At 43.5% G+C, this 20,749-nt stretch carries 15 protein-coding genes; 9 read left to right on the forward strand and 6 right to left on the reverse strand.

The genetic code is table 11. The annotated features are described in order from the left end of the window. Positions 1–66: 66 nt before the first annotated feature. Together ACE04G_RS23935 and ACE04G_RS23940 are read left to right on the forward strand one after the other, a co-directional pair. Entirely contained in the window at positions 67–1,182 is a 1,116-nt protein-coding gene (locus tag ACE04G_RS23935; RefSeq protein WP_486094948.1) for an S-layer homology domain-containing protein, read from the forward strand. A 271-nt stretch (positions 1,183–1,453) separates the two neighbouring features. Then, positions 1,454–1,900 (forward strand): hypothetical protein, encoded by a 447-nt coding sequence (locus tag ACE04G_RS23940; protein ID WP_449004958.1) that lies wholly within the window; start codon positions 1,454–1,456, stop codon positions 1,898–1,900. Between the two features lie 109 nt (positions 1,901–2,009). Here the strand turns inward: ACE04G_RS23940 and ACE04G_RS23945 are convergent, their stop codons facing one another. Next, positions 2,010–4,034 (reverse strand): right-handed parallel beta-helix repeat-containing protein, encoded by a 2,025-nt coding sequence (locus ACE04G_RS23945; protein ID WP_449004957.1) that lies wholly within the window; start codon positions 4,032–4,034, stop codon positions 2,010–2,012. A gap of 276 nt (positions 4,035–4,310) precedes the next feature. On the opposite strand from ACE04G_RS23945, the gene ACE04G_RS23950 reads away from it, so the two are divergent. Beyond that, positions 4,311–5,396: a 5-methyltetrahydropteroyltriglutamate--homocysteine S-methyltransferase gene (locus tag ACE04G_RS23950; RefSeq protein ID WP_449004956.1), complete on the forward strand. Its 1,086-nt coding sequence runs from the start codon at positions 4,311–4,313 to the stop codon at positions 5,394–5,396. Positions 5,397–5,424: 28 nt separating this feature from the next. Then, positions 5,425–6,915, forward strand: coding sequence for an aldehyde dehydrogenase family protein (locus ACE04G_RS23955; RefSeq protein WP_449004955.1), 1,491 nt, complete (start codon positions 5,425–5,427; stop codon positions 6,913–6,915). 218 nt (positions 6,916–7,133) lie between these two features. Here ACE04G_RS23955 and ACE04G_RS23960 read toward each other — a convergent pair whose 3' ends face one another. Together ACE04G_RS23960 and ACE04G_RS23965 are read right to left on the reverse strand one after the other, a co-directional pair. Continuing rightward, positions 7,134–7,586: a HEAT repeat domain-containing protein gene (locus ACE04G_RS23960; protein WP_449004954.1), complete on the reverse strand. Its 453-nt coding sequence runs from the start codon at positions 7,584–7,586 to the stop codon at positions 7,134–7,136. A gap of 91 nt (positions 7,587–7,677) precedes the next feature. Continuing rightward, entirely contained in the window at positions 7,678–8,652 is a 975-nt protein-coding gene (locus tag ACE04G_RS23965) for a YndJ family transporter (protein WP_449004953.1), read from the reverse strand. A gap of 214 nt (positions 8,653–8,866) precedes the next feature. Between ACE04G_RS23965 and ACE04G_RS23970 the strand changes: the two genes are divergently transcribed. Beyond that, a complete protein-coding gene (locus tag ACE04G_RS23970) occupies positions 8,867–9,535 on the forward strand; it encodes a DNA alkylation repair protein (protein WP_449004952.1) in 669 nt (222 codons plus the stop codon). A 176-nt stretch (positions 9,536–9,711) separates the two neighbouring features. Here ACE04G_RS23970 and ACE04G_RS23975 read toward each other — a convergent pair whose 3' ends face one another. Together ACE04G_RS23975 and ACE04G_RS23980 are read right to left on the reverse strand one after the other, a co-directional pair. Beyond that, positions 9,712–11,598 (reverse strand): ATP-binding protein, encoded by a 1,887-nt coding sequence (locus ACE04G_RS23975; protein WP_486094952.1) that lies wholly within the window; start codon positions 11,596–11,598, stop codon positions 9,712–9,714. Between the two features lie 40 nt (positions 11,599–11,638). Then, complete coding sequence (locus ACE04G_RS23980; protein WP_449004950.1) at positions 11,639–12,352, reverse strand: response regulator transcription factor; 714 nt, start codon at positions 12,350–12,352, stop codon at positions 11,639–11,641. A gap of 203 nt (positions 12,353–12,555) precedes the next feature. On the opposite strand from ACE04G_RS23980, the gene ACE04G_RS23985 reads away from it, so the two are divergent. The 4 genes from ACE04G_RS23985 (at position 12,556) to ACE04G_RS24000 (ending at position 19,713) form a co-directional block, all read left to right on the forward strand. Beyond that, positions 12,556–13,920: an ABC transporter substrate-binding protein gene (locus ACE04G_RS23985; RefSeq protein ID WP_449004949.1), complete on the forward strand. Its 1,365-nt coding sequence runs from the start codon at positions 12,556–12,558 to the stop codon at positions 13,918–13,920. A 401-nt stretch (positions 13,921–14,321) separates the two neighbouring features. Beyond that, positions 14,322–16,706 (forward strand): S-layer homology domain-containing protein, encoded by a 2,385-nt coding sequence (locus tag ACE04G_RS23990; protein ID WP_449004948.1) that lies wholly within the window; start codon positions 14,322–14,324, stop codon positions 16,704–16,706. Positions 16,707–16,897: 191 nt separating this feature from the next. Further along, the gene (locus ACE04G_RS23995; protein WP_486094959.1) at positions 16,898–18,601 is read left to right on the forward strand and encodes a sensor histidine kinase; all 1,704 of its coding nucleotides are present in this window, start codon (positions 16,898–16,900) and stop codon (positions 18,599–18,601) included. Further along, on the forward strand, positions 18,598–19,713 hold the full coding sequence (locus ACE04G_RS24000) for a response regulator (RefSeq protein WP_449004946.1): 1,116 nt from the start codon (positions 18,598–18,600) through the stop codon (positions 19,711–19,713). The genes ACE04G_RS23995 and ACE04G_RS24000 overlap by 4 nt, the downstream gene beginning before the upstream one ends. 54 nt (positions 19,714–19,767) lie before the next feature. Here ACE04G_RS24000 and ACE04G_RS24005 read toward each other — a convergent pair whose 3' ends face one another. Next, positions 19,768–20,394: a hypothetical protein gene (locus tag ACE04G_RS24005; protein WP_449004945.1), complete on the reverse strand. Its 627-nt coding sequence runs from the start codon at positions 20,392–20,394 to the stop codon at positions 19,768–19,770. Positions 20,395–20,749 lie beyond the last annotated feature (355 nt).

Below are 20,749 nucleotides of genomic sequence, written 5' to 3' on the forward strand. Positions count from 1 at the left end.
ATTAAGAAAAGTACATTTGTGTTTTGATAAGATGAGAAAGAATGATGTTGATGAGGAGGATTGGTTATGTTTAAACGCGTGGTATTAAGCTCCATGGTATTGGCCTTATGTTTGTCTGCAACCCCAGTTCAAGCAGCAGAAGCAGAAGCAGAAGCAGAAGTTATTCAATCTCTTTATGTTTCTTATTTTGAACGGCCGACGGATGCCAATGCTTTTATCGATCTAAAAGATTTAGATGCGGCAACAAAGGCGAAGTTCGATGCGATGATTTCAGCAGGTATCTTCCAAGGTGTCTCCGATAACATTTTCGGATTGAAAGAAGAGATGAATCGGGCCCAATTCGCCAAGGTAGCGGCGCTTGTTTTTAACCTGAATGTGGACACTACTCCAAGGGAATCGTCGTTCAGTGACGTAAAAGTAGACAATCCTACGCTGCCTTATATTGAGGCGATTCAAGCGGCGGGAATAACGAGTGGTATGGGTAATGGAGAGTTCAACCCAGAGGGCTTAGTGAATAAGGAGCAATTGGCCACATTCCTAGTTCGAGGATTAGGTATGGAGGAGAAAGTTGAATCGTCTTCAATTGTTGGAGTCTCCAATTGGGCTGCTGGATATGTCCAGAAGGCGCTCGATCTAGGCTTGCTAGAGAACGCTCCGGACGGTACATTCGACGGTAAGGAGGAGGCGAGTCGCGGGCTGCTTGTTACTGGAGGCTTCGAAACAGCTAGAACGTTCGAAGAGACCAAACCTCTTGAAGTGTCTGGAGCAGACTTCGCAGCGGGGAACACGCTACATCTGACTCTGACAGTGGGGATCGATGTTGACTCTATCGACCTGTCTAAGATTACGATCAACAGCGTTGCGCTGAATCCGAAGTTGGACAGCTTTGCTCTGTCTGAAGACAAGAAAATGATTATTATCAAGCTGCATGATGGCTTCCAGTTAGATATGTCCAAGACACCAGCCATCGCCGTTAACGGCCTGAAGACACAATTCGGTAATGATGTGAAAAACGATGAAAGTAAAAAGATCCCGGTTACGTTGACCGAACCTCCAGTCAAGTTAACACCAACACCGGGGCCAACAAATCCAAATCAAGGAACGGACCCAACACCAGGGCCAACAAATCCAAATCAAGGAACGGACCCAACACCAGGGCCAACAAATCCAAATCAAAGCTAAGATTCCATGCAGGGAACGAATACAAATTCATGTTCAAAAGGGGCACTCAGGCTCAGGTAGGTGCTCTTTTTTTCGCTTTTGGAGTGATAAAATGAACCGTATCATAAGTGAGTTTATGGGAATCCACATGCGGATGTTGCTTTTATAGTTGACGAAGTACTTGGCAATTGCTTGAGACAGGTTATAGCTTTAGCTTTTGGGTGGGAAGGATATTGCAGTAGTATCCATAGTTTAATTGAAATCCAAAAGATAGCATGAAGGAGGGTTTCTTTTGCAAAAAGTAAACATTCCAGAAGAGGTTTCTAGCAATTTGAGAAAAGATATGGAACGAGTGTGGGATATAAGACAACCTTACTGGTATCCATTATTCGATTGCAGTAGAGAAGACCTGATATCTTTTGATTCCGAATATATAGAGAGTGAAGAAAAGCTAAATGATATTATTACTTTGCTTACGCACCATGGAGTTGAGCAGGTGATTGAATTTCTAGAAACAGGTGAGACTTGTAATATACAGGTTTCCAATCTGTATCCTTATTATGGCTACAATGGCGAGCTTTCAGGTGGTGAGGGGTTTTGGACTTCACACAAAATGGACTGGATTATTTATGCTTCACACGAAGGAACAATAGCTTTTGGTGGAGAGTGGCTAGTTAAAGGATTAAAGTCATTATGGTCTGATTGGGGAAACCATACTGCTTGGGATACAAAGAACTAATATTCTGAGTAGTCCTATGCAAAGCAAAGAAACCACTCAACTTACGGAGTGGCTTTGTTTTTATATTTTGATCCAATCACCTGAAATGACTGGACCCTCACTCATAAGCTTAAATTTCAAAATCAATCGTACTCTTTTCGGTTATTTCAAACGGACCAGGTGTGACAACTGCATCGGGTCTCTTTGTTCCGAAGAAGTCGGAGTCAAAATGATATGGACTGCTGTCCGGCTCCTCAAACTTCATGTTGGCGTGATAAGTCTTTCCAAGCAGATCCGTGGTAACTAACATTGCAGAGGTTGACCGAAGCAATTCGAGATCATGGATCTGAATGTGCACTTTGCCTTGCGCAGGATCAATTTCAACGTTTATACCCTTCTGTGAATAGATCTTCGCATCCGATTCGTGACGACTTGGAACCGCATCGTTAAGAAATATATTGCCACCCATAGCCACCGGAAGAACGGCATTGCCTATAAAGAAATCCTTCGCGGCATCGCCAAGCTCCATAAGCTCCTCTTTGGTGTATTCCCACCATTTCTTATCTTTCACATCCGGATGTTGATCGTAGCCGCCAAGTCCCACAGCATGCAGATAACATATGGAATTGTCCGGAACACCATCCATGACCGTCTTCCCGTCCTCTCCAACTTCATCCCTTGATTTAAGGGGAAGATGCTCAAAAAAGGTGATGGGCACAGGCTCCTTATTAGGATCATTGTCACCTATAAAGATATTGTTGTAGTACCTGTCATCGCCTCCAGTGATATTGGAGTATCCGGCCATGGCCGTCTCGTGAGGGAAGTTATATGGCGTAATACGAGTAATTTCGGAACGAACTACAAATCGGCCTGCAAACAAATTATGAGCAAATGCCCCGCCCTGAGCCATATTTCTGAAATTCATCGGAGAGAGAAATAGATTGTGATCGACCATATACGGACCATGGCAAACCTCAACGAAGAGGTCCTCCGAAAGATTGTCAAAAAATACATTACGGCTGATGCGAGTGCCCTGTGCCTGCCAGTCCAGCCAAAGCGCACGGTAACAGTTATACATTATATTTTCGCTAATTTGAGTATCGAGGGAAGCATGAAGCTTAATTCCCGCAACTTCGGCACCGTGTCTGAGTCGTTTGTGGTGAATATTATAAATACGGTTCTGATATATGTGGCTGAAGGCTGCTCCCATATGACCCACAATACCTGCCTGTTCACAATCGTGAATCACATTACCTCGAACTGTGTGACTGCCGATGTTATCTTTATGCCAGCCGGAGCGTAATGCTTGTAAAATAACCTCCTGCTCGCGTTGAGTACCACCTTTACTATGCTTCTCCAAAGACTTGGTGTGCCCTGTGCCGATTTCGGTACCCAGGCTAATACCAACGCATTTGGATTCACTGATTATATTGTTTTCAATAATCCAGCCCTTGCTCCAGTGAGGTCCAATCAAACCTTCCTGATAGTCTGTAGGTGGTGCCCATTGGGGAGAGGCTTGACGAAGTGTGAAGCCACTTACGGTGATGTAGTTAATTCCCGGTTTCTCAGGCCAGAAGCAATAAGGACGTACATTAATTTCTACATTTTCCGTACGAGGGTCTTTTCCACCAAAGTTGGCCCAGATTTTTGTTGTCGTAGAACCAACCTCGGCATACCATTTTAACAATGAATCCTTAGGATACTGGGCTTCGGACCAAACTTCAGAATTGTTAACGCTTTCAATACTATCGCATTCATACAATGATTTGCCATCCAAATAGACATCGCCGAGATGAATTGGGAAGGGCCCGTCAAACAGCCAGTCTCCACTGAGCTCTACCTCATAGGGATTGCGAATGGAAAAGAGGGAATTGAGCACTTCTGTGCTCCAGACATGGTTTCCTTCAGACTTCCAGTTGGTAATCCGCTCAGCTCCTGTAATCACGACTTCTCCGTCTCCTGCGGATCGATATACGATTCTATGTTCCGCTGTTCCTCCATTAGCGGGGTTAACCCATTCCCTGTATACTCCCGCATGAACAATAACTGTATCACCGGCCATGGCATGAGCCGCAGCGCGTGATATGGTACGAAGGGGTTGATCCGCTGTTCCTTTTCCTTGATCATTCCCATGTATGGATACATGATATTCCATAACAACTCTCCTTCTATTTTAAAATGTTTGTTGTATCCCGTTATTATACTAGAAAATAATTATAATGGCAGAGATAGGAAGGTGTATGTTTGCCTGAATTGATATTGATATAAGGTAAAACCACATCCACTACCCTATGAAGTTGTGGATTTTTGCGAATTAAAGTCTTTTAGCTATTGTTAAAAGCTATGACTAGCCATGCTTTTTTCATATAACAAGCATTCCTTTCCATCATGCTATACTCATTAGACTAAAAAGTTAGAAGGAGAAATAGTTATGATACCATTTCGTAATGATCATGTAGGTAGCTTTCTACGTCCTGCAGATTTAAGTCAGGCACGTGAACAATATAAATTAGGCAACATCACATATGAGCAATTAAGAGCTGTGGAAGATAAAGAGATTATTCGAATTATTGAAAAGCAAAAGGAAAATGGCGTATTGGCGGTTACGGATGGTGAATTCCGCAGAAGCTGGTGGCATTTTGATTTTCTGGGCGGCTTGGATGGCGTAGAGCTGTATGAGCAAATAGACGGACCAAAATTCCATAATATGCAAACGCGCAAGGGTGGGATTCGTGTTGTTGGTAAAGTTGATTTCTCGAGTCATCCCTTTGTTCAGGATTTTGAGTTTTTGAAAAAGCATGCAGGTGACGCAGTAGCGAAACAGACCATTCCAAGTCCGAACATGCTTCTATATCGATTGGAGAATGACGCCAATATCTATACGGACCGAGAGCAATTCCTTCAGGATACGATTGCGGCGTATCAAAAAGCCATTCAAGCTTTCTATGATGCGGGATGTCGATACCTGCAATTAGATGATACAGCTTGGGCAGACCTGTTCTCAGACGCTGGTCACGATAAGCTACGTACTAAAGGTCTGGAACCGGCGGAAGAGTTGAAAACGATGCAGCGCATGATTAATGAATCCTTGTCTCATAAACCGGCAGATTTAGTGGTGACGATGCATATTTGTCGTGGTAACTATAAATCGAACTATTTCTCAACGGGTGGTTATGATTACGCTTCTGAAGTTATCTTTGGAGGTTTAAACGTAGATGGATTATTTTTAGAATTTGATGATGAGCGCTCAGGTGGTTTCGAGCCATTAAAATATGTGAATCGAAAAGATTTGAAAATCGTGCTTGGTTTACTCACATCGAAAACAGGCGAGTTAGAGGATAAAGAACACATCAAAGCTCGGATTGCAGAGGCGGCAACCTATGTACCACTTGAGCAACTTTGTTTGAGTCCACAATGTGGTTTTTCATCTACAGAAGAAGGCAATATTTTAACGGAAGAACAACAATGGCGTAAACTTCGTTATGTGAAGGAAATTGCAGAAGAAGTTTGGAATTAATCCATCTAAATAACGGAGGGGATTCAAAATGACGATCCAAGCAGACCAAGAGACAATTATCGTTGAAGCGTTCATTAATGGTCAGAATGTAAAATCCCTTTCGCAGGTAGCAAAAGAGAATCCGACAAACCCAACTGAGATCGTAGGTTATTTCCCTGTCACTACGAAAGAACAAGCAGTTGATGCGATTGAAGCTGCGGCAGGGGCTTTTAAAACATGGAAGCAGACCTCCATTGATGAACGCATTATTATGATGCGTAAGGCGATCGAGAAGATTAGAGCAGCTGAGAATGAAATTGTACATTTGCTGTCTAGAGAGCATGGTAAGCCCCTGTATGATGCACACGGTGAAATTTATGTTTCGTTAATGTGGATGGAGTTTGCTTGTAATGAAGCCAAATCGGCTCTACAGGAAGAGATCAAAGAGCATGAGAATGGTAAAACGATTCTTTCCTATGATCCCATTGGTGTGGTGGCAGCAATTAGTCCATGGAACTATCCCATTGCTTTATCTACGATTAAGATCGCTCCTGCCTTACTTGCGGGCAACACGATTGTGCTTAAACCAAGTCCATATGCGCCACTGGCGGCAGCGAAAGTGGCAGAGATTATTGCGAGTGAGTTCCCGGCTGGTGTAATCAATGTCGTTCATGGTGATGCGGATGTGGGCGTTGAACTGACTAGTAATCCTCATGTTACTAAAATCGCCTTTACAGGTGGAACCGCAACAGCTAAGCATATTATCAAAGCAGCTTCTGAAACGATTAAGGATATGACGCTTGAGCTTGGTGGTAATGATGCGGCTATCTTCTTGGAAAGCTTTGATGTTCATGATGAGCGAGCAATGCGCCGGATTGTCATTTCTAATTTCTTGACTGCAGGTCAAATCTGTATGATCGCCAAACGTGTGTATGTACACCGTTCTATTTATGATGAGTTTGTGGAAAAATATATAGAGGCGGCTAATCGCTGGATTCGAATTGGTGATCCATTTGATTCAAATACGACAATAGGTCCGGTTAATAACCTGAAGCAGAAAAATATCGTGCTTGGTTTGGTTGAAGATGCGCAAAAGCGTGGGGCTAAGGTCATCCCTCTCGGGCAAATTCTTGATCAAAAGTTGTTTGACCAAGGTTACTATCTACAACCTACGCTTGTCTTAGGTTGCGATGTTCATGATCCGATTGTGGTGGAGGAACAGTTTGGTCCTACGGTTCCGATTCTGCCATTTGACGATGAAGAGCAGGTAATTCATCTACACAATGAGAGCATATATGGATTGACGAGTTCTGTGTGGGGGAAAGAAGAGGATGCTATCTCCGTCGCACGTCAACTCGAAGCTGGAACGACCATGATTAATACAGCTGCTGTGCAGGGTCTCGACGTTCGGTTCCCTTTCGGTGGGGTTAAGCAATCTGGTATTGGCCGTGAATACGGCGCGGAAGGTATCCGCACTTATACAGAAAAGCATGTCATCAACGTTCCGAAGACACTGGATCTTCCTTATATTCCAGAGTAAATGGTATAGAGGTTGTTCAAAAAGGCTCTAACTTTACGCTTTGTTTACTGATCTTTAAGATCAGTAGACAGGGCGTTTTTTTGCCAGATAAGTTTGACCGCAGCAACTTTTTAGAAAAAATTAACTCATATCTGATGGAGATGAGCTTGAAGAAATAAAGAAGCCACTTCATTATTTTGAAGTGGCTTTGTACTCAGTTATTATACGGTGAACGGCGATTATCTTCTACCTAGTGTCTCCCAAATGCCATGGAGCCAGGAGTCGAACTCAGCATCTTTGTCGCCCTCGTAAGTATCATAGAGATCCAAACGTGTCTTTTGCAGTTTTTCCTTAAATTCCTCAAATGTGTGACCTTCAGGAAGGCTTTTTTTAATCCGTAGCAAAATTTTGTTAGTACCTTTAAACAGCTCGCCTTTGTTTTTGGCAGGCATTTGTACATCTTCATCCAACTGTTTCAGCTTGTGATATGCGGCTTCGCGCACCTGGAATACTTGATCATTTTTCAAAACATGCTGCAGCAACTTAATGGTAGGAGCTGTATCCCAGTTCCCCAATTCGTTCACCGCATCTAGTCTGTCTCTCCAGCTTGACGTCCGATTAGCCGCTCGTTTGAGCTCTTCAAAGTTCTCCGGTAGTTCGTTAACTGCTCCAATATCATGGTTGTTCGTCAAAATTCAATCTCCTTAATCATCGCCATCTCGGCAGAATGATGAATGTTATTTATGTGATCACTATTATAGCACGAACCTGACTAAACTACTCCTATGAAGCCGATTGGTTAGCCTTTTCCTTAATGAAGTCCACCATATACACCCAACCAATCAGTCCGCATAAAACAAAACCAAACGCATGCAAAGATCCGTAAATGGGAATAAAATCGAGTATGGTTAAGGAGTACATATTTTTCAGTAACGGATAGAAGATGGAAATGACAATAACCGTGTAAAAGGCTAGACAAGAAAGGGCTAAGAAGAAGGCTGCCTTAATATCCAAAGCATTTTTCCTCAAGTAAGCAAGGAGATAAGCGGTGTAAACCACAATATTGCAGGCGAACAAACTGACACCGACGTATTCAATCGGCTTGGAGAAAATCATACCAATAGCAATCAAGATTGGTCCGATGATATCGATGGCAACAACCCAGGGATACCAGCTTTTCTTCGTCATGATGCGTCCCAGTGCACCAATAAAAATCGGAACGATCGCAGATGAGAAATGAAAGTGAAGCGAGCTTAACGCGTGCGTTGAAGGATTAGCTTGAAAGAGGGTTAATTGATATTGATATAAGGTAAACCAAATGCCCCCGATAAAAAAATAAACGAGCCCCGCACCAATCGCTATTTCAGCTGCTTTTCCTTTAGAGATTACAATCGTGGTCAAGCCATAGATGCCAAGCAGCAGTGTGAACAGTAGCCACCCAAGAGACAGAATCCCTGGGATTGCCGTACTTTCTAACCCCCACATTTTACTACTCATTACCGAGGCCAGGGTAAGAAGCGCAGCGGGGAATTGAAGCCATTTCATAGCTGCATAAATCATTCGTTGATGTTTATTCTTTTCGTCAGGGTTCAAAAGTAAAATCACAAGAGGTACAATGACAAAAGCCGCAAAAAGTAGAAATTTTTCAACAAGTTCGAATTGGAAGTAATCAAGGGAAAATATCAGAATGGTTATGATTCCACCGGGAAATACTGGTGCTAATAATGATTTCATTCGTTGCTTCAAGGAACTTTTCATGGGGTTTCCTTTCTAACTACGTTTATCGTAAGAACTGCCTGTATCCAGTTGTGTAGCATTCCTTAGTATAGATTGGCAATTCTTCTTTTAGTAGTCTAACATATTTATTTGTAAATATATGAAAATAAGCTTATCTTACTGCGGTTGATGGAGTCATGGGAAATAGCCCTACCGCTCTTCAAAGACTTTCACCATAAAGGAGCTGTGGTATCCAATGAATAAGGATAAAAGTATAGAAATGAAATACTCTTCAAAAGCAGGGGACATTCTACAACAGATCAATAGTAAAACTAAGCTAGGCGAATTACGAAAAATCGCAAAGGATATTAAAAAAGATCACGAACTAGCTATGGAACTTTGGTCGACCGAAGCATTTTTGCCCAGACTATTAGCTATTTTAATTATGGATAAAAAACTTCTTTCACAAGAATTGCTTAATAAGTTTGATAAGGATATGCAGACTCACACTTTTGATGAGCGAAATAACTTAATGGATTGGTTAATGGCTAATCAGCTCACTAAAGACAAGAAGACCATTGCATTGATGGAGTCATGGGAAAATAGCCCTTCTGCTCTTCAAAGGCGAGCTTTCTGGTATTATCAAGCGCGATTGAGATGGACTGGACAAACGCCTCCTGATAACACCGAGGACTTACTATCTGCAATTGAAGCTAATATTACGCAGGAAGAGCCAGAAGTTCAGTGGGCTATGAATTTCATTGCAGGCTGGATAGGCATTTATGATCAAAAGTATCGTGCACGTTGTATTAAACTTGGTGAGAATACAGGTCTTTATAAGGGTGAAATGGTATCAAAGGGTTGTACTCCTAATTATTTGCCAGAGTTCATTGCAATTGAAGTTAACAAACGAAATAAGAATTAGTTGCCCCTGAAATATTCATTAGTACCTGATGTGAAAATAAGAATTCGAAGCCTCAATATAGAAAAGGGATCTGGAAGTAAGCTTCCAGATCCTTTTTGCTTGGAGGGCAATTATAACCGTAATTCATTGGTTCTGAAGTATAATACTTATTTCAAGAATCTCAATTAGGTTGAATTCTACAAGGGCGCGCTTTGACCGTTGTTTTTTTGCTCATAATTTTTCTTCACAGGAATTTCGAAGCTCCAGTCTCCAGTGAGCAGATCCTGCTGATCCGGTCCATTGGACAGAACTAACTGATTTACGTTGACTTTCAAAAGGAACTGGTCTGGAGGTGGCGAATTCTCGATAAAATAAAAATGGAGGGTGCCATTTTTGGCAAACACTACTCCTGAATCTGTGGCGATGCCGGGAACTATCTTTATCGTTGAAGGGTCCAACATAAAAGTCGGTTTGACCGATTGTTTCGCCCACTGCGTCTCCGATATCTGGTCAGAATGTTTCATGGAGTATTGGATAATTAGGTCATGCCCGTCGAAAAGGTAGTTATGAATGAGCAGTGTGTAGTCTTTGTCTGTTTTACCGGTGATTAGAACCAATTCGTCCTTCCCGGTTGTTGGCATCAGCGTTGAATCTTCTTTTTCAGAGAAGATGGAAGGTAACTTCACCACGAGATTAGAGGTAAATGAATTCTTCATACTGAATAGTACCACCGCGCAGACGAGCAACAAGATAATGGGTACAGCAGCTATCCTGGAGAGAGACAGGTGTCGAAGCCAAGGAAATATTCTTTGTTTTGGTACAAGGTGTTGTTCCGGAAGCACGGTCGGTATCCGATTGATTTCGTTTTGAACTTCTTCCGTAACAGCCACTTGCGTCTGATTGGGTCCGAACATCGATAACCGTGTTTCAAACCAGGTTGCCCTTTTGCTGCTGTGCGCAGTGATGCCTCCTCCGTGTACCTCGACAATACTTTTTGTTATGGCGAGACCGAGACCTGTACCTCCGGTCTGCTTCGACCTGGAGCTGTCTACCCGGTAGAAACGGTCGAAAATAAAAGGTAAATCCCGCTCGGGAATAGGGACTCCATAGTTTTGAATCCGTACAACTAACATATCTCCATCTTGTGCAATATCGATATCGATATATTTGCCTGTACGCCCGTACTGGATGGCATTGGCGAGTATATTCTCGTATGCCCGTACCAACAATGCTCCGTCCGCTTGAATGTTGAAGTCTCCTTCTTGAACATTCAGCCTGATTTGCATGCCTGCACTCTCGGTAATCGGCACGAATTCTTCGGCAAGCTGGCCAATTAACCCGGTCATATTAAGCTCACTGAGTTCCAGAGGCATGCCATTGTTGACCCGTGTGTATTCAAATAGTTCGTCGATCAATCGCCGAAGCGCCAAAGATTTCTCATATGCAATATTGACGTAATAGCGCATCTCCACCTCATCCTGATACCGATCCTTCTCGATGACTTCGAGAAAACCGAGTATCGAGGTCAGTGGAGTTCGCAGGTCATGAGATACACCGGTGATCAGATCATTTTTGGTCTTTTCCGCCTTGCGTTCCTCCGCAATTGATTGCTTCAACTGCATGCTCATCCGGTTAATGTTGCGTGCTACCTCTCCCAGTTGATGATCGGCAATTTCGGGGATTTGATGGTCGAACTGTCCGCTCGCAATCTCCCCCAGGCCGCGAGTGATTTCCGCAAGATAATGATCCCATTCACTGCTCAATTGATTCATACTCTCCGCGATTACGCTTAACTCATCCTTACCCTTAACCCTTACAACTTGCCCAAACCGCCCTGCCGATATTTCCTGCAATCCGGTGTTGATTTCACGTAAATTCCGAACCAAACGGAGGCTGGCAAGGAAGAAAGTAATGGGGAGTAGAACGATACCGGTTATGATCATCACGCGAACGGACCCGGCATACTCAATGAGCCAATTGATCGGAACAGCTACGTATTCAATATTCTGCAGCGCTCCCGCCATGACATACCCCAAAAAAATAGCTATGCCTGTCAAAACCAGGCTTGCAACCATGATCAGCATTAATCTCCACCGAATCGTATACAGCCACTGTGGTTGGATCCTAATCACCCCTTGCTTTTAAATCGCTTTCTATTTTGTATCCGATCCCCCACACGGTTTTAATGATCCGTGGTTCACGTGGATTGGATTCTATCTTCTCACGGAGCTTACGGATATGAACCATGACACTATTCTTCGACTCCATAAAAGGCTCGTTCCAGACTTCTTCGTAGATACGGTCCATACTCAGCACCATCCCTCTATTGACAGCCAGCATGTGAAGGAGCGCGAACTCGCGGGGAGTCAACTTGATTTCCTGCTGATCGACTGTTACCGTGTGGGATGCATTATTAATCACGACGTTTTCGATATGTATTTCGTTCGCATTGCCCAAAACGGAGTTGAACTGGTTCATTCTTCGAAGCTGCGACTTGATCCGTGCGATCAACTCGAGTGGGTTGAACGGTTTGGTTACGTAGTCGTCAGCGCCGATACTGAGGCCTGATATTTTATCGATATCTTCGCTTTTAGCGGACAGCATAATGATAGGAATCGGATTCGTCTCTCGTATTTTCATACACGCTTGCAAACCGTCCATCTTGGGCATCATTAGATCCAGTACAATTAGATCCACTTGCTTGGTCTGCAGAATCTTCAGCGCCTCCATTCCATTCGATGCTTGCAGCAGCTTGTAACCTTCGTTATTGAAATAAATACTCATTAATTGGATAATTTCCGCTTCATCATCCACCATTAAAATTGTGCTTTCCGCCATAGATCCTCCCTATTCCAGCATCTTCCTTAAAATGAAGAGCATCACGATAATTATAAGCGATATTTCATATGCATTGAATAACGTCAACACGATTTAAGGAAATGATAAGAAGTTCGGTAGTTAGATGATAAGCTTTCACTTCTATACTGAGTACAACACAAGCGAATCATCGTTTGAACAATACATGAGTGGAGGTTTTATTTTTGAAGCATAAGGTATTACAGAAGGCCATGCTTGTTAGCCTAAGTGTTATGTTAATGGGTATTTCAACAGTTTTTAGCACAGGCAAGCAAGTCTCTGCAAATTCGGACAACGGGGCAGATTCTACACGTACTTTAAAAGTATTGTACTGGAACGAAAATGATTTCAACATGACATATGGAGATCTGTTTAGTCAGAAGTACCCGAATGTAAATATCGAAGTAGTTACACCTGGAGGTATGGAAGCGATTAGGGATTACAACGGGGCTATCAATAAGTATTCACCCGATCTTGTGATGCTCCCCCCTTACCAATACCAACAAATGTCTAAAGAGAAAAAGCTGGTTGATTTAGAACCTTTAATTAAGCGAGATACGTATGACACGACAGCGTTATACCCTGGCTTGCTTGATGAATTGAAGAAACAAGGCGGTGGCAAACTCTATGGGTTAAGCCCAAAAGCGGATTCCTACGCTCTTCTGTATAATGCTGATTTATTTAAAAAGTACAATGTTAAAACTCCAACAGATGGGATGACATGGGAAGAGATATTGAATCTTGCTAAGAAATTCCCAACCAAGGGAGATAAGAACTCCCGAATTTGGGGCCTAAGCTCCACTGGATCAAGCAATTTGGTAATGGATATCGCCAGAACAGAAGGATTAACGTACTTGGATCCAAATACCCTAAAGGCTACTGCAAATACAGCTGCGTGGAAAAATGCTTATCGTCTGTCGAGCGAGGCAACGAAGTCCGGAGTACTTGACGAGATGATCAGTCTGTCCGGCAAAAGTTACTTGGAAAGCAGCTCGTTCATTATGGGACGATCAGCTATGAAAGTAGCCTCTATTAGTCAGTTGCAATCCCTGCAAGCAGCCAAAAAAGGTGTGAAGAATTATAAACCTTTCACGCTTGGTATTGCTGCCGGCCCTGCCGCTAAGGACCGAAAGTCAACAGGGAATGTGTATATTAATGAGATATTTGCAATTCCAGCAGGCGCATCTCATGTTGATGCCGCTTGGGATTTCATCAAATATTTCAATGGAGATGACTACGCTAATGAATACTATAAACCCAAGAACTCGAACAATAGTATCGGTGCTCCTCTATCTCGCATGATTAAGGAGTACTCTGGTTACAAGATGGATGCATTCTATAAATTAAAACCTAATCTGGATTCATCGATAACAAGTTATGTTCTCATGAACAAGTCACCAAATTTTGAATTGAGGTTTCGGTCAATTGTATTGAAAGAATTGACACAGGTAGTAAACGGGAAGAAAACATTAGACAAAGCAACTGCTGCTATCCAATCCAACACTCAAGCTGTTGCTGATAAATTGAAGAAAGCTCAGACAGCAAAGTAATAGACGCTCTAGAGTTATTATATTTCCCCGAGATATAGAGAGTGGGATAGTCCCATACGATATTTATGTATAGAGGTCAGCCATTTTTACTGGTTGACCTCTTTTTGTTAAGTGGTGAGTCTATCAGCACGCCTTGCAGTATGTAAAATTAAAGCTGAACCTTATCACAAATATAGCGAGTTGGTTCCATCATCCTACTTTCTTTCATTATTCTTTCATAGCGCTCTGTTAATATCCATAGAAGGTGATGACTTTCGGATCTGGTTAAAAGGTATGCTCTGGCGTTGCCTGAATCAAAGGGATGAAGGAGAGATTAGATATTGTTATCGTTTAATTGGAGAAAGACGGTTTATCTTGTTATATGCTTCATTTTGTTGTTCAGCACAATCGCTCCATTCGAGGTGCGATCAGTTTATGCTGCAGGTCCTGCTTCTCCTGTTAATGCGGAGAAAATAGACGGTGGGGGTCATTCTTCTATGGTATTAATGTCAGATGGTACCGTGGTTGGCTGGGGAAACAATGGTTATGGTCAGCTACACTTGCCCGTAGGCGTAAGCGAAGTTGTAGCAATTGATGTTGGGAGTCTACATACACTAGCATTAAAACCGGACGGAACTGTGGTGGCCTGGGGGCATAATTATAACGGCCAAGTCAACGTGCCGGTTGGCTTGAATGGTGTGGTGTCAATTGCCACAGGAGGAGTTTATTCGCTTGCACTGAAATCAGACGGCACCGTAGTTGCCTGGGGGAACAATGCCCATGGTCAAACAAATGTACCAGCGGACTTAGACGGAGTAGTGGGGATTGCTGCTGGAGACATCCACTCGCTTGCATTGAAATCAGACGGCACCGTAGTTGCCTGGGGGAACAATACCCATGGTCAAACAAATGTGCCAGCGGGCTTAGACGGAGTAGTGGGGATTGCTGCTGGAACTGATTATTCACTAGCGCTAAAGTCAGATGGCACCGTGGCAGCCTGGGGGTACAATAATGTTAATAACTATGGTCAAACAAATGTGCCAGCAGGCTTAGACGGGGTAGTAGCGATCGCTGTAGGATTATATCATTCACTAGCGTTAAAGTCAGATGGCACCGTGGTCGTCTGGGGATATAATCAGAATGGACAAGCAAATGTGCCAGTGGGCTTAGACGGGGTAGTAGCGATCGCTGCAGGTGCCCAACATTCCCTTGCACTGAAGTCAGATGGCACCGTGGTCGCTTGGGGATACAATCAGAATGGACAAACGAATGTACCTGGGAATGCCCGTCTGAGTGATCTTAAGTTACAGGAAGGGGACTTCATCGAATCATTCGATCCTTCAGTCACGGCTTACACGTATTATTACGATGGGCAATCGCTGTCGAGTGTAGATGTAACGCCTACACTTGCAAGTACTAACCAGACAGTTATGTATGTTAACGATGAGCTGCTGCCGTCTGGCAGCACGAAGACGATAAACTTTGCGGGAGCAACCAAGGATACGGTTATCCTAGTTCGCGTGGAGCCCTACTTGTTACCCGGTCAAACGTATAATATTACTTTAGCGATTGATTCCACGGCTCCAGAAGTGCAGTTTGGTACGAATGGTCGTGCAGTGGCAGCGAAAACTGCAGCAAGTATCGTAACGGTCAGCGATCTACAAAGCGGCGTAGATGAGACTTTACTGGAATATCTGTGGACGCAAAGTACCACCGTTCCAATAAGTGGCTGGTCGCCATTTAGTGACGGTGATACGTTGAGTCAGACTAGCGGGGATGGCAACTGGTACTTACACATTCGCGCAGTAGACAGCGTGGGGAATATTACGGATACGGTTTCGAGTCCTTTTCTACTGGATAATACAACGCCGATACCAGCACCGAGCCCAATAGATCAAGGCGGTAGTTCAGCTGCTCCGCCTGCAGTAACCCCATCCCCATCTAACCAGGCAGCTTTAGCTAAAATAAATGTTTATAATTCCGGAAAGGCATTGGAATTATCGCCTAATTTCACATCCGGGACTATGGATTATACAGTAGAGACAGATGCTGAGCAGGTGGAGTTGGAAGTAACTTCAGTCCATTCCAAGGCGGTTGTTAAGCTAAGGGGAGAACGCATAGGTGAGGTGACGACCGTCCCTTTGGCGATGGGTGCCAATGTGCTAACACTTACGGTTCAAGCCGAGGATGGAACGATCAACATGTATACCGTAACGGTTACCCGTATTACCGATGATGAGAATAATGTGCCATCAGCTCCGGTATGTCGGTTCACGGATATCGAGAATCACTGGGCAACATCCGAAATTTGCGGGGCAGCAGAATTGGGTATTGTGGAGGGGATAGATGCCTACACCTTTGTACCAAGAGGCAACGTAACACGAACAGAGTTCACTGTTATGCTGATGCGGACACTTCAGATCCCGATACGTAACGAATCAAGTGAGGTGTCTTTCAGCGATGCAGAGAGCATCCCGGCATGGGCACACCTGGCGATTCAGACAGCCGTAGCTGAGGGAATTCTGCAAGGATATCCCGATGGAACATTACGGCCGAGGCAAACGGTAAGCCGTGCAGAGATGGCTACGATGCTCTCCAAGGCCATGAAGTGGAATGCTGATCGTACAGCTAGCTCTTATTTCTCTGATAATACAAGCATTCCAACATGGGCCAAGGCATATGTTGAAGCTGCTCAGGAGCACGGACTTCTGAAAGGGCAAGTGGGTAATCGATTTGTTCCGGAGGGACGAACAACAAGAGCCGAAGCAGCGGTTGTACTCTTGCGACTTTGGAAATCTATACATTAAGCAATAAAGGACTGACCCCTGATGTCATTAGATGACATCAGGGGTCAGTTTTTGTTGAAGCCTGATAGCAGATAGGCTTGTAATCCATAATTCCCTCTACTATTATGGATAGAAAAGGCATAAGGTGTCTATTTTCTTAATTTAAATATAAAGGGACCTGATGTATGAATTCCACTCTAGAACTTATCCTCATGATTGTTTCATTGATCATGACGGGTATCATCTTACTCACTGTGTACGGGTTTAGACGAGAGCGCGGAGTAATCTACCTCGTAGGGTTGATCGTATGCCGGATGATGTACTCAAGCAGTATCATTCTGGAGAGACATAGCGATGTATTAATGACTAAATTCATTTTTCGCAATATTCAGAATACGACCCAAAATGTAATGGTCCCTTTCTTGATCTTATTTGTTTATCACTTAGTCGGTCGAGACAAGCTGCTGAAGATCCGATGGAAGATCCTATTGTTTGCTGTATTCGCATCGTGGTCGTTGCTTATGTGGCTTGACCCAAACCTTCATATTATATATCTGACGATTGAGCTTTATAATGGCCACCTAGTCACAACAAAAACCCTCTATTCCAGAGTATTCAGCCTCATTTGTTATAGTGCAGTGGTTATATGCCTCTACTATTTATTTCAGTATGTGAGGAATATTAGGAGTGATTATCGTAAGCCGGGAATGTGGGTTCTCCTTCTGGCTACATTACCGTTTGTCCTGGAGATTATCAAATTTGTGAATCCTGAGTGGTCATCATGGTTACTTCCATTAACAGTTTACTGCGGATCTACAGGGACAATTATGCTGGTGATTATTTTGAGGATTAAGTTCTTCTCTACCGTTCCGATTGCCAGGAATATTGTACTTGATACGTTGCAGGAGAGTATTGTGATTGTGAATGGTTCGGGAAAGGTTATTGATAGCAATAATCGAGCTTCACAATGGTTCTCAGAGTTAGGCTACACCAATATTTTGGGTCGGAATATATCGGAAATCCTAGCGTCCTGGCCAGAATGGTATAAGCTGAGCAAGTCTATGCAACCGGGCAGTGTAGAGATTGATCAGTGGCTGGATGGAGAAAGAAAAATGTATAGTGTAAACGTATATCCGTTATATACACTGGGTAAGGCACAGGGTAATATTTCTCTTATTTTTGATATTACAGAGAAACAACGGCATCTGGAGCAGATGGCACAGTTGAACCAGCTGAAGGATCAATTGTTTACAATTATATCGCATGATATTCGCAGTCCGCTAGCGCTGCAGTTTCAACTCGTGGAGTTACTGGAGGTGGACAGGCAATCCTTCGCTGCGGATCATCAAGAGATCATTGAGCAGCTGGGTGACCAGATTCGTAATACACTTGGAATGGCTAATAACTTGTTAGAGTGGTTTCGCAGTCAGGTTGAAGACATGACACTTCGTCCAGAGTTACTGGAGCTTTCGGAGGTTGTTGAGGACTGTTGTCATATGTTACACATCAAAAGTGAGAGTAAACATATCAGTGTGATGAATAAGATTGCCATAGGCACCCATGTATATGCAGACCGGGAAACAGTTGGTTTAATTATTCGTAACTTATTAACCAACGCCATCAAATTTTCCGAATTGGGTGGTTTAATCGAAGTGTATGCTCAGTTGTCGGGAGACATGGTTATCGTGTCCGTTCGTGATAACGGAGTAGGTATGGAAGAGGAGCGAATTCGTCAGCTATTTAACGAGAAGCAACTCAACTCCATGGCGGGTACATTAGGGGAAAAAGGGGCAGGGCTTGGATTGCTCGTAAGTCGGCAGTTCGTACAACTAAGTGGTGGAGATATGTGGGCAGAAAGCACGGTGCGACAAGGAAGCGTATTTCACTTCACTTTGAGAGGCGGAACAAAGAGATGAAAGTTCTCATCGTTGATGATGAGCCTGCCATGCTGTTGGCAATGAAGCGGATGCTGTCGAATATGCAAGATGTGGAGATTGTCGGAAGCTTTCAGAATGCGGCAGAGGCACTCGATTTCGCTAAGAACAGGGAAGTGGATCTCGCATTCCTGGACATCCAGATCGCTGAGGACAATGGATTAGAGCTTGCACGCAGCTTGATCTCAGTTTGTAATGATCTTGACATTGTGTTTACCACTTCGCATGCAGAATATGCGATTCACGCTTACGATGTTTATCCGTTGGACTACATGGTTAAGCCGATTTCCAGAATGCGACTGGCTCAGACGCTCACTAGGGCGGCCAGCAAACGCAGATCTTCTTCTAATCTTGCTGACGACCTTGTGCCTAATCGGCTGACGGTTCATGGACTGAGTTGCTTCGAGGCTAGCAGCAAACAAGCGGGTACAGTGAAATGGAAATCCAAGAAAAGCATGGAGCTATTTGCCTATCTGCTTGTTCATCAGGGTCGAAGTGTGGCCAAATCCCGAATCCTGGAGGATCTCTTCCCAGGGAGGCCTCTCAAGCAGGCGGAAGTGTACTTGAATACAATTGTCTATCAGCTTAGAAAGGTGTTATCCGAGCATGGGTTCAAGGAGATGATCCTATCAGCGCAAGAGCAATATCGGGTAGATTTAGATCAAGCCGATGTTGACTTTATTCGATTCGAACAGACCATATTGGAGTTATTCGAATTCAATATAACTAATGAAGAAGCGGCCATAGCGTTAGAGAAACAGTTCGTAGGCGAGTTGTTTGAGGGTAAATCTTTTGATTGGGCGACAGGGGAACGTGAGAGATTGTTAACTGTGTACGTTTCCTATGCCAAGCGTCTTGCAAGCTGGTTGCTGGAAGGGAATCAATATAATGAAGCAGCACGCATTGCCAGAAGAATTGTATCCCGCAATGAGTTTGAGGAAGAGTCAACATTACTGTTATTAAGTATATTGGGAGCCATGGGAGATCGAAAATCACTACATAACCACTATGAGCAATATACGCAATTACTGCTTCATGAACTTGGATTACAGCCTTCGCTGTCTATTCAACAGCAATATGAACAATATCAATGATATCCTCCTGATAAACAAAAAAGAGCCGCACACCATGCGGCTCTCCATCTACTTTTAACGCCCACCCGTATTCGAAGCCCAGACAGGAATCCAACTGTTCGGATAATTGCTATTGGTCAGGGTTGTGTTATAGAGAACTAAATTCCCATCACTTTGCATGACCAGTGTGTCACCCGTTGTGTCAGACGGTAAGCTGCTCCCGTGATGACCTGGAATCCATGAGGTGGTATTGGGAGACCAAGCAGCTACTTGTACAGAAGTATCAATCATCAAAACTTTATCCCATCCCCAACCGGTGTAATATTCGAATTTACCTGTAGCCGGATTGAAACCATAACGATAACCATATTGGTAAACGTCTTGATATTTCATGCCATATTTATAGATGACAGGTTTCCCGTACTGTGATTCAAAATTGAACGAAAGAGCCCCACTGTTACTAGTTCCGCTACTCCAGAGAGAAGAACCGTTTTGATAGATAACGAAGTTCCCGTCATTCTGCCAAATGGCTGAAAATCTACCATCTTGGGAGGTGAGATAGTCACCCTTCGCCATGCTTTGGCCGATCGTGAGCTTATCACCAAGATAGCCAGCAGAAGCTGTTGCTGGTACGGCAAATGCAAGAATCAACAAGCAAGCCATCAGAATGCGAAATGATCTGGGGAAAAGTTGTCTGTTCATTGGACACGCTCCTATGTTTTTATAATGGTTAAAGCTAAATGCATAGAACAACAAACCCTTACAGTTATCGCGTATTTCTGCACAGCGTTCGGTTAGGAGTGGTGAAAGAGCAATCAGCACATCCCCCAGTGGTAGTTATAGGGAAAATCGATTTACAATGCTCTTCGGGGTCACCTCCTTTAATAGACAATACATAGTATGAAAATGATATGTGTTAACTAAAGTTGAGGGGTTTGAGGTCCGAGGAAGCTTACTATTATAACTGCCCGTACATGTGATCACAAAAATGAATATGACTTTTTATCCCATTATATCAACTAAAAAGATAAAATACATAATTTTCTATTAAAATCTT

This window comes from Paenibacillus sp. AGC31 (assembly GCF_057334655.1).